The organism is Streptosporangium sp. G11 (assembly GCF_051192615.1).
Taxonomy (GTDB): Bacteria; Actinomycetota; Actinomycetes; order Streptosporangiales; family Streptosporangiaceae; genus Streptosporangium.
The window spans coordinates 22,422-32,433 of the sequence record NZ_JBPJUQ010000089.1 but is presented as its reverse complement, the minus strand read 5'-3'; the positions used below and the strand labels follow the sequence as shown (position 1 = coordinate 32,433).

Here is a 10,012-nt window from a genome sequence, read left to right as displayed (position 1 = left end):
GTCACCAGACACGTGCCCTGATCAGCCATTATCGGAGGCGCGGTGATCCACTCCCAGTGAATCTACGAATGTAGTACCGGTTGCGCGGGCCGGTCTCGATCAGGGCCGCCGCCTCCTCCGGCGACATCGTGAACCCGAGGCCGAGGACATTCGAGCCCTGAAACGACTGCCCGGCATTGACGGCCAGCCGGAAGGGCAAACCCTCCACCCGCCCCTCCGGGTCCAACGCGGAAGTGATCGAGGGCACCTCCAAGCCGTCGCGGAGGCGTCGTTCTTCCTGGCCCGGGTGTCCGGCCCACACCAGTGACACCTCCAACGACGCCGTCCCCGGCCAGGGCTGGGACTTGACGGTGCGGTAGACCTGCCAGTCTCGTGCGTACGCCTGGTCGAGGCCGACCTCGCGGGTGTCGCCCTGGGAGATCGTGTTGGTGGCGATGATCCCCACCCGACCGACCGGGGCGACCGCCAGCTCCCGCAGGAGGAAGTAGGAGCACAGGTCGGCGCTGCCGCGTCTGCCTCCGGCGACGTGGGTGACGAGGAACTCGCGGACGTCCTCGCCGATGGAGCCGGTGAGCCGCTGCCCGCCGATGAACGGCGGGTTGCTGACCACGGCGGTGAAGCCGCCGTGCCGCGTCACCTCGGGGAACTCCAGCGGCCAGTGGAACGGCCGGATCGGCTCTGGCCTGCGCCCTCCCCCGGTGAGCATGGGCACGATCAGGTCGCGGACCCGCTTCTCGGCGATCTCGCTCTCGGCGACGGCCCGGCTCAGCTCGTCGTCGCCGGTCAGGTCGAGGTCCTCCACCAGGGAGGCGAGGCGGGAGCCGTACCCCTCCTCGCCGGAGTCGCCCGCGCGGGCGATGGCCCCGACGAGCGGGGCGAGGACCTTCTCGACGTCCTCGACCAGGTAGGCCAGGCGGGTGCCGTACTCGTCGCCTTCCTCCTGTTCCTCCCAGTGCGGGCGGCGGTTCTGCTTCTTGTCGTCGGCGGCGGCGAGCGCGGTGGCGACGACGGCGTCGGCCGCGAAGCGCAGCCGTTCGGTGAGCGCCTCGACGGTGGTGAGCTTCGCCGTCAGCTCGCGGCCGTGGGCGGTGTCGCGGACCGGCTCGCTCTCGATCTCCACGCGGAGCCGCTCGGCCTCGTCGAGGATCGTCTTGGTCGTGTCGCCCAGGGCATTGGTGAGCCGGGAGTTCTGGCGCTCGCCCTCTTGGGCGTCGAGGTGGAAGGCGACGAGCTGCCGGTCGTCGACGACGCCGATGAGGGAGTCGCCGTGGCGCAGCGTGTGGTCGAGGAAGGAGAACGGCTTGCCCTTGGCCAGGGTGACCAGCCAGAGCGACAGTTTCGCCAGCTCGACGGCAGCCTCGTCGCGGTCCACGCCGTAGACGCAGCTCGCGGCGACCCGGCGGCGGGCCTCCAGCAGCAGCCCGTCGCGGTCGTAGTCGGGGCCGACGGCGTCCAGGATCTCCCCCGGCACGCCGTTGCGCTCCCAGTCCTCGACGATCCGGTCGGCGATGTAGCGGCAGGCGGAGACGAGGAACGCGCCGGAGCCCATCGCCGGGTCGAGGACCTTCAGCTTCAGCAGCTCGTCCCACCGCTTGGCCCGCCACTGCCCCGGCTCGGCGACGCCCTCGGCGGGGCCGGGAGCGAAGCAGAGCGGGGCCAGCGTGTGCTCGACGACCTCCTCGGCGAGCCCGCGCGGCGTGTAGTGGGTGCCGGTGGAGCGCCAGTCGCCCACCTGGGTGATGATCAGCGAGTCGGTGGGGAAGACCGTGGGCCAGCCGCGCAGGTCGCGGCGGAGCAGGCCGAGGAGCGGCGCCGTCCGCGCGGCGAGCGCGTCGTCGTTGTCGCAGGCCGTGCGGAGCCGCTCCAGGTCGACCGGCCCCGGTGCGGCGGCCAGCGCCTTGGCGACCCGGTTCGGCGTCGCGTCGCAGGCCCGGACCACCCAGGCGGCGAAGTCGGCCCCGTCGCGGGCACGTTCCAGCTCGGCCAGCGGCAGCTCGGGCTCCCCCTTGCCGAACAGCCCGACGTACGGCTCACGCACCCGGAGGCAGGAGAACTCCAGCAGGCCCTCGTAGACGTGGCCGATCTGCTCCACGTCGAGACCCTTGTAGCTGAGCCGTTCCGGGGCGCCGCTCTCGCCGACCAGGATCAGCAGCGCCCGCAGGATCTCGTGGACGACCCGGTCGGTGACCTGCATCCCGGCCTGCCAGGCGAAGCGCCCGGGGTCGAAGAGCGTGCCGCCGTACGGGGGGATGCGCATGTCGTCGTGCTCGCAGCCGCCGTACACGGCGCCGAAGAGCGCGATCAGCCGGGGCCAGGCGGCCTTCCTGCGGTCGCCCACGGCCTCGCCGTGCCTGCTTCGCGCCTCCTCCAGCTCGTCGAAGAGGCCGCCGACCGAGTAGGAGCGGGCGTACAGCTCGGAGTCGACGGGCAGCAGGCGCTGGTCCTCGGCGTACAGCAGGAAGACCAGGCGCATCATCACGCTCAGCGTGCCCCGGTAGACCTGGCGTTCGGGCACGTAGGCGAGGAGTTCGCCGCCGGACTCCCGGTCGAGCCTGGCGATCTCGCCGACGAGCAGCTCGACGGCGCGCAGCACCTGCCTGCCGAGGGTGTCGACGATCTCGGCCTGGGCGTCGGCGCTGCGGGAGAAGAGCGCGGCCAGGCTGTCGGTGGGCTCGCCCGCCGCGCCGGCGGCGGGTTTGACCACGCGCCTGGCGCCGAGCAGCGTGGTGAAGGCGCGCAGCAGGTCGCGCTCCTCCAGCCACAGGTCCGCGTCGAAGGTCGCGACGGTGGAGGGCTCCTGCGCCCTGGCGTGCACCAGGATCCACAGCCGCCCGTTGCCGAGCAGTGCCAGCGGCACGCCGCGCCGGCGGCAGAGGTCGGCGGCCTCCTCGACCGCGGAGCGGCGCTCCCTGGTGGCCCTGGTGAGCGACTCGCCCCAGCCGCGCCGGTAGAGGTGCAGCCGCTCGGACCGGCCGCCTGCGCCGTCCGGGCCGAAGACGACCCCGTCGGGCCGCACCCGCGTGTCGGCGGGCCCGTACGCGCGTACCTCCTCGGGCAGCCTGGACCCCTCGGCGAGCAGCGGGCCGGTCAGGCCGAGCACCTCGCCGATGACGAAGTCCTGCCAGACGCGGTTCAGCTCCTCGGGGGCGGCCTGGACCTCGTCCCAGGCCTGGGCGAGGCGTTCCGGCATCCCCTCGGGGAGGGTCTCCATGCCCTGGGGGAACGCCTCGGTGAGCACGCCGACCGAGACGAACGGGCCGTCCGGCCGGAGCAGGCCGATCCACTCGGCGTGCTGGCGGGCCGCGGAGGGAGCGGCGGTTCTGCGGCGCGGCGGCATCAGGCCCCCCGGTGGGCGATCGAGGCGGGTACGAGGAAGGTGATCGCGGCCGGGAACCAGCGGACGACCGGGTTGGCGTAGCGGCGGGTGATCGCCTCGATCTCGTCGGCGAGCTGCCGGGGGATCGACTCGCACCGCTCGATCAGGGCCTGGCGGTCCTTGGCGAGCTGCGTCCGCTCCTCGTCGGCCTCGAACAGGCTGGGCTGCCAGTAGACGTCGTCGTCGAGGGCGGCGGTGATCGTACGGCTGAGCTCGTCGAGGACGGCCGTCATCGCGGCGATGTCCTCGTCGCGGCGGGCCGCGAGGTCGGTGGCGTGCCGTTTGGTGCGCCGTCTGGCCCGGTCGGCGAGGATGCCCGCGATCTTCGGCTCCAGTTCCAGCGTCTCCCAGGCGGCGGTGAGCCGGTCGAGCACGTGCGGGGGCGGTGCCTCGTCGACAGAGGCGGCCAGCCAGCCCTCCAGGGTCTCGGCGCTCACCCGGGTGAGGCGGCCCTCCTCCAGGGTGCCGCCGCCGAGGATGACCTCCTCGTGCAGCCGGGTGCCCTCGTCGCCGGTGACGACGACGCGCATGTGCGCCACCACGGCGGGAGAGGGCAGCGGGTCTTTCGGGACGACCCGGGCGGTGACCCGGTTGAGCCGCGCCTGCCCGCCGGTTCCGGAGGTCCACAGCTCGGCGCGGAGCAGGTGCAGGCACATCTGCGTCAGGCGGCTGCCGAGGTGGAGCAGGACCACGTCGGTCCGGTCGGCCGCGGCGTCCTGGTCGAAGGTGACCACGCGTTCGGCGTGTGTGACCGGGTGCAGCAGCCCGTCGTTGCGGGCCTCCGCCCACGCACCGGACATGGGGGGCAGCCGGAAGCAGCGGGCGTTCAGCCCCGCGGGCGGGTCGGCGTCGACGAGGTCCCTGCCGTGGGCGAGCCGGAGCGCGGTGCGGACCACCCTCTCCACGGTCCGCGGGGTCAGGTTCAGTCTCGCGCGGCTGCCGCGCAGCGTCTCGGTGAGCCTCTCCAGGTCGGCGGCGAGATCGCGGCGGATCTTCAACTGGGCCCTGCCGCTGCGCCTGGCGATCTCGGTCTCGGCGGCCTGCCAGTCGGCGGGCCGTCCCAGCATCTTCCGCTCGACGCTGGCGGCGATCACGTCGCCCGCGCTGCCGAGGTCCTCCCGGATCCGGTCGACCTTCCTCGCGGCCACGGTGAGGAACTGCAGCTCGTCCTCCAGCGAGCCCTCCCCGGCGTCACGCCAGTCGTGGGGGACGAAGTGGAAGACGTCCACCTGCGGCGCCGGCTGGCCGTGCCGGTCGATCCGGCCGTTGCGCTGCTCCAGCCGGTTGGGGTTCCACGGGATCTCCCAGTGCAGCAGCCGGTGGCAGTGGTCCTGCAGGTTGATGCCCTCGCTGGCGGCGTCGGTGGCGAGCAGGATCCGCATCGGGTCGAGGTCCGGGGAGTCGCGGAAGACCTTGCGGACGCGGTCCCTGTCGGCGTCGTCCATCCCGCCGTACAGGCAGGCGATCCGGTCGGCGGGGTAGCCGGCGTGCAGGAGCCGGTCGCGCAGCCAGTTCTGGGTGTCGCGGTACTCGGTGAAGACGATGACCCGCTCGTCGTTCCACTCCCCGCCGGGGCGGACGATCGGGTCGAGCCAGGCGCGCAGCGCGTCGAACTTCGCGTCGGGCCGTCTCCTGGCCTCGCGCGCCCAGTCGCGCAGGTCCTCCAGGAGCCGCTTCTCAGCCTCGGTGAGCGGCGGCAGCAGGCGGCGGGCGGCGGTGAGCGCGGTCGTCTCCGCCTCGCCGTAGGCGGCGTCGTCCTCGGCGGTCTCCTCCAGCCGTTCCACCAGGGGCCGGAGCACTCGGGTCGCGACGGCCGGCGCCAGCGGGGGCTCGCCGCTCTCCCTGCGCAGCATCGTCTGCAGGTGCTTGTCGATCGTCTCGGAGAACGCCTGCGGGGAGGAGAAGAGCCGTTTCTTCAGCAGCATCGTGACGAAGTCGGCCGCGCCGCGCTGGGCGCCGCCGCCGGAGACCCGCCGCCGCGACGCGGCGTACTCGGCCAGGTTCAGGTGCGCCCGGCGTTCGGGCTCGGCGTAGCGGACGTCCAGGTCGTGGATGACACGGGTCGCGAACCTCGGGGAGCCGTCCCACTTCTTGGGCAGCTCGCTCTTGAGCCTGCGGACCATCACCTGGGCGAGCTGCTCCTCGCGGGGCGGGACCCCGCGGGCGAACCGCTGGTCGTCCAGCAGCTCCAGCAGGGCCGTCCAGGAGTTCTGGTAGCCGTTGTGCGGGGTGGCGGACAAAAACAGCCGGTGCTCGCAGTGCGGGGCCAGCTCGCGGACGACCTCGGTGCGCCGCGAGTCGACGGCGTACTTCCCCCGGGTGGCCGGGGCGCAGGTGTGCACCTCGTCCACGACCAGCAGGTCGAAGGCGCGCGGATATCTCGGGACGGCGGGGAGCACGTCGCGCAGCAGCCGCCGGGGGCGGTCGCGCTTGAGCCAGTCGACGCTCACGATCAGCCGCGGGAAGTGCGTCCACGGGTTCGCGTACAGGCCGCGGGTCCGGCGCAGGTCCTTGAGCAGGGCGCTGTCGACGATCCGGAAGTCCAGCCCGAACTTGTCGCGCATCTCGTCGCGCCACTGCAGCGTGAGCCCCGCCGGGCAGACGATCAGCATGGTGCGGGCCCGGTGCCTGAGCATGAGCTCCTGCATGACGAGCCCGGCCTCGATCGTCTTGCCCAGGCCGACGTCGTCGGCGATGAGGAGGTTGGTGCGCGGCATCGACAACGCCCGCACGACCGGGTCGAGCTGGTACTCCTCGATCTGGATGCCCGAGCGGAACGGCGCCTGCAGCACGGTCGTGTCCGCCGAGGCGATCGCGCCCCAGCGGACCGCGTCGAGGAACGCGTCCAGGTGGCCGGGCGGGTCGAACCCGCGCGCGGGGTTCGGCAGCGCGTGCTGCTCGTACGCGGCGGCGCCCGGCTCCAGCTCCCAGACCACCCGCAGGCGCTCGTCGCGGGCGTCGTCCTCGATGCTCACGAGGTTCACCACGTGGGGGGCACGAGAGGTGAGGGTCGTGTCGTCGGGGGCGGCCACGCTGCCCTGGCGGACGTCGGCCACGACCCATGGCCGGTTCCGGACGGTCACCACCTGGCCGATGGCCGGTAGCGTCGAGGTCTCAAACGCCGCCCGCGTCATCGACGCTCCCCACGTGAGTTGTCACTTTCCGTTATCGTGCCCATGTTGTGGGCCGGAGATTACGTCTTATCATGATCTTCCGATATTCCAGCTGATATCAGGAAAAATTCAGCGTCGAAAGGTGAAGGCGTGCCGAAACTCGCCCTTTCCAAGGACTTTTTGGACGAATACGACAAGCTACAAAAGGGCGTCCGAAAATTGGTTAAAGCGGCGATCTCCAAGTTCCGTGAGCACACGTTCGCCGGGCTTCACCTGGAGAAACTGGAAAGCGCCGCCGATCCGCGCGTGCGGATCATTCGGATCGACCGTTTCTGGCGCGCCGTCGTGCTCAAGCCCGAACGGGGCGACGTCTATTGCATGCTCGCGGTCCTCCCGCACGACGAGGCGATCAAGTACGCCACGAGCCGGAGATTCACCGTCAACCAGACCCTGGGAATCCTGGAGGTGCGCAACGAGGTCGCGCTCGACCGGTTGCGCCCGGCGCTGGAGGCGACCGCGCGGAGCGTGCCGGACCGGCTCTTCGAGCGTGTCACCGACGCCGATCTCGTACGGCTCGGCGTCGACGGCGACCTCCTGCCCCTCGTCCGGCTGCTCACCGACGAGGCACACCTGCAGGCCCTGGAGAAGGTGCTCCCCGCCGCCCAGCACGACGCCCTGATCGCACTGGTCAGCGGGATGACCGTCGAGGAGGCCCTGGCGGAGATCAGCGTGTCGCTGGTCACCGAGGAGGCTCCCCGCCGGGTCGATCCCGACGACCTGGTGGCGGCCATGGAGCGGACGCCCGGCCAGATCGCGTTCGTCTCCGGCTCGGAGGACCTGGACTGGATCCTGGAACATCCGTTCGCCGCGTGGCGCGTCTTCCTCCACCCGGCCCAGCGGAAGATCGCATATCGGGAGTCCTTCTCCGGGCCGGTCCAGGTCACCGGGGGTGCCGGAACGGGGAAGACCGTCACCGCACTGCACCGCGCCAAACACCTGGCGGCCAGGGGAAAGGGGCCGGTCCTGGTCACCACGTTCACCAGGACGCTGGCCGACGCGCTCGCGCAGCAGCTCGACCTGCTCGTCGAGGCGCCCGAGCTGCGCGAGCGGATCATCGTGACGCACGTGGACAAGCTCGCCAACGAGATCGTCTCCGAGCACCTCGGACGACACCCCAAGATCATCGGAGAGGGTGAGGCGGAGAGTTTCTGGAACACGGCCGCCAGGCAGGCGGGGCTGGACCGGAGGGCGGCGTTCCTGCAGCGCGAGTGGGAGCAGGTCGTGCTGGCCCAGGACATCCGCGACGAGCAGCGCTACCTGACCTGCAGGCGCCACGGACGGGGAAGCCGCCTTTCGGCGGGCGACCGGCGTCTGATCTGGCAGGCGATCACCGCCTTCACCTCGCGACTGCGGCGGGCGGGTTACCGGACGCACCGTCAGATCGCCGACGAGGCCGCCCGGATCCTGGGTGAGGAGCCGCTCTCGGGCAAGCAGCCACTCCCTGGCGAGCGGCTGCTCCCGGGCGAGAAGCCGCTTCCAGGCGAGAAGCCGCGGAAGCCCTACCGGCACGTGATCGTCGACGAGGCGCAGGACCTGCATCCCGCGCAGTGGCGGATGCTGTGCTCCCTGGTCGAGCCCGGCCCGGACGACCTCTTCCTGGTCGGCGACCCGCATCAGCGGATCTACGACAGCCGGGTGTCACTCGGCGGCCTCGGCATCAACGTCCGGGGCCGCAGCCACCGGTTGAAGGTCAGCTACCGCACCACGCAGGAGATCCTCGACTGGGCGATCCGGCTCCTCGGGCCGGATCCGGTGGACTCGCTGATCGACGAGCCCGACACCCTCTCGGGCTACCGTTCGACCCTGCACGGACGGCGGCCCGCCGTGAAGGAGTTCGCCGACAGGGCCGCCGAGCTCGACGCCCTCTGCGACCAGGTGCGGAGCTGGATCGACTCCGGGGTGGAGCCGCACGCCATCGGTGTCGCCACCCGGACCGTCCAGCTGGCGACCGCGGCGGGCGACGCCCTGCGCGCGGCGGGGATCGGGAGCATTCCGCTCGCCGCGACGGAGGTCTCGCCCGGGTCGGTCCGGGTGGGAACGATGCACCGGATGAAGGGCCTGGAGTTCCGCTGCGTCGCCGTCGTGAACGTGAACGAGGGCGTCGTCCCCGGCCCGTCCGCGGTCACCCCGGCGGACGAGGACGCGGTGACCCATCGCCAGGACCTCCAGCGGGAGCGGTGCCTGCTCTTCGTGGCCTGTACCCGCGCCCGTGACGCCCTGTACGTCTCACACAACGGCCGGTCGAGCCCTTTTCTCGGCGGACTTGGTGGATAAGGGAAGCGATCACGCGTTTCCCGCCCTCGCTTCGTGGTTGCCGGAGCACCGTCGAAGGTCCGTGAAGACAGAACACCTAGATCCAGCCGCGCCGGGTGGCCTCCATCGCGACCTGAAACCGGGTCTGCGCCCCGACGCGCTGCATCAGCTTGGTGACGTGCCGCTGCACGGTCCGCTCGCTCCATCCCAGGGCCCGGCTGGCGGCCTTGTCGGTCGCTCCCGACGCCAGCAGTGTCAGCAGTCGCGCCTCCTCCTCGGACAATACTTCCGCGTCGGGTGAGTTCAGCTGGACCGGGACGCTGCGTGCCCACGTCGCCTCGAAGAGGGCCACCAGCGCGTCCAGGAGCGGGGAGGGGTGGATCACGTAGGACGCGGCGACCATGTCGTCCATGGGGCGGAGCAGCGGGATGATGGCCAGCCGGTCGTCGGAGATGGCCAGTTTCATCGGCAGGTCCGCGGCGATCCTGGCCTGCTCCCCGTGCCGCATCCCGGCCGTGACGTCGTCCAGCCAGCCGGGAAGCGCGAGCGCGCTCCTGTCGTAGATGACCCGGTACTTCACCCCCCGCTTCAGCAGGGCGAGTTCCACGTGGTTCGGTTCGGTGTGCGCCTGCGGGGCGGCGTAGGGCGGGCGGTCGAACCCGCGCATCTGGGTCCGGGTGTTCTGCTGCATCTGCACCCAGTGGTGGTTGACCTCGTCGCGTCCCGAGACCACCTCGATCAGTTCACCCGGATGGGCGAACCGGGTGCCCGCGCGGTACATCTTGACCAGCGTCCGGATGTGCAGGCGGACGTCGCGCAGCCCGGCCTCGCGCTCGCGCAGCACGGCCTCCAGCCCGCTGTCCGGTGAGACGGCGACGTAGCGGACGGGGCGCCCCGTCGAACGGGTGGCCAGGCCGAGGTCGACGAGCGAGCGCAGCGTCCGTCTCGTGGCGGCCTCCGGGAGATGACAGTCATGGACGAGTTCGGAGACCGTCGCCTGCGTCCTGCGGACGAGCGCGTCGTACACCGCCTCGTCCTGCTGGCTCAGCCCGATCGCCTCAAGCATCACACTCTCCTTGCCTGTACGGTGAGCATCCGGCAGCGGGAAGACCCGGCCGCTTCGCCTGTCGTGTTTACGCCACATGACAGGAACTCGCCTCTGACCCAGCTTGTCAGGCGGTGACAGCTGATGCCAGCGTTCAGGAGCACC

At 71.5% G+C, this 10,012-nt stretch carries 4 protein-coding genes; 1 reads left to right on the top strand and 3 read right to left on the bottom strand.

The features are described 5' to 3' along the window. Positions 1-28: 28 nt before the first annotated feature. Complete coding sequence (locus tag ACSDR0_RS42640) at positions 29-3,337, bottom strand: Eco57I restriction-modification methylase domain-containing protein (protein ID WP_435294672.1); 3,309 nt, start codon at positions 3,335-3,337, stop codon at positions 29-31. Continuing rightward, positions 3,337-6,510 (bottom strand): DISARM system SNF2-like helicase DrmD, encoded by a 3,174-nt coding sequence (drmD, locus tag ACSDR0_RS42635; protein WP_435294671.1) that lies wholly within the window; start codon positions 6,508-6,510, stop codon positions 3,337-3,339. Before drmD ends, ACSDR0_RS42640 begins: the two co-directional genes overlap by 1 nt. A 129-nt stretch (positions 6,511-6,639) precedes the next feature. Between drmD and ACSDR0_RS42630 the strand changes: the two genes are divergently transcribed. Beyond that, positions 6,640-8,823, top strand: coding sequence for a UvrD-helicase domain-containing protein (locus ACSDR0_RS42630; RefSeq protein ID WP_435294670.1), 2,184 nt, complete (start codon positions 6,640-6,642; stop codon positions 8,821-8,823). A 76-nt stretch (positions 8,824-8,899) separates the two neighbouring features. On the opposite strand, the gene ACSDR0_RS42625 is transcribed toward ACSDR0_RS42630, so the two are convergent. After that, positions 8,900-9,868: a helix-turn-helix transcriptional regulator gene (locus tag ACSDR0_RS42625; RefSeq protein WP_435294669.1), complete on the bottom strand. Its 969-nt coding sequence runs from the start codon at positions 9,866-9,868 to the stop codon at positions 8,900-8,902. Positions 9,869-10,012: the final 144 nt, after the last annotated feature.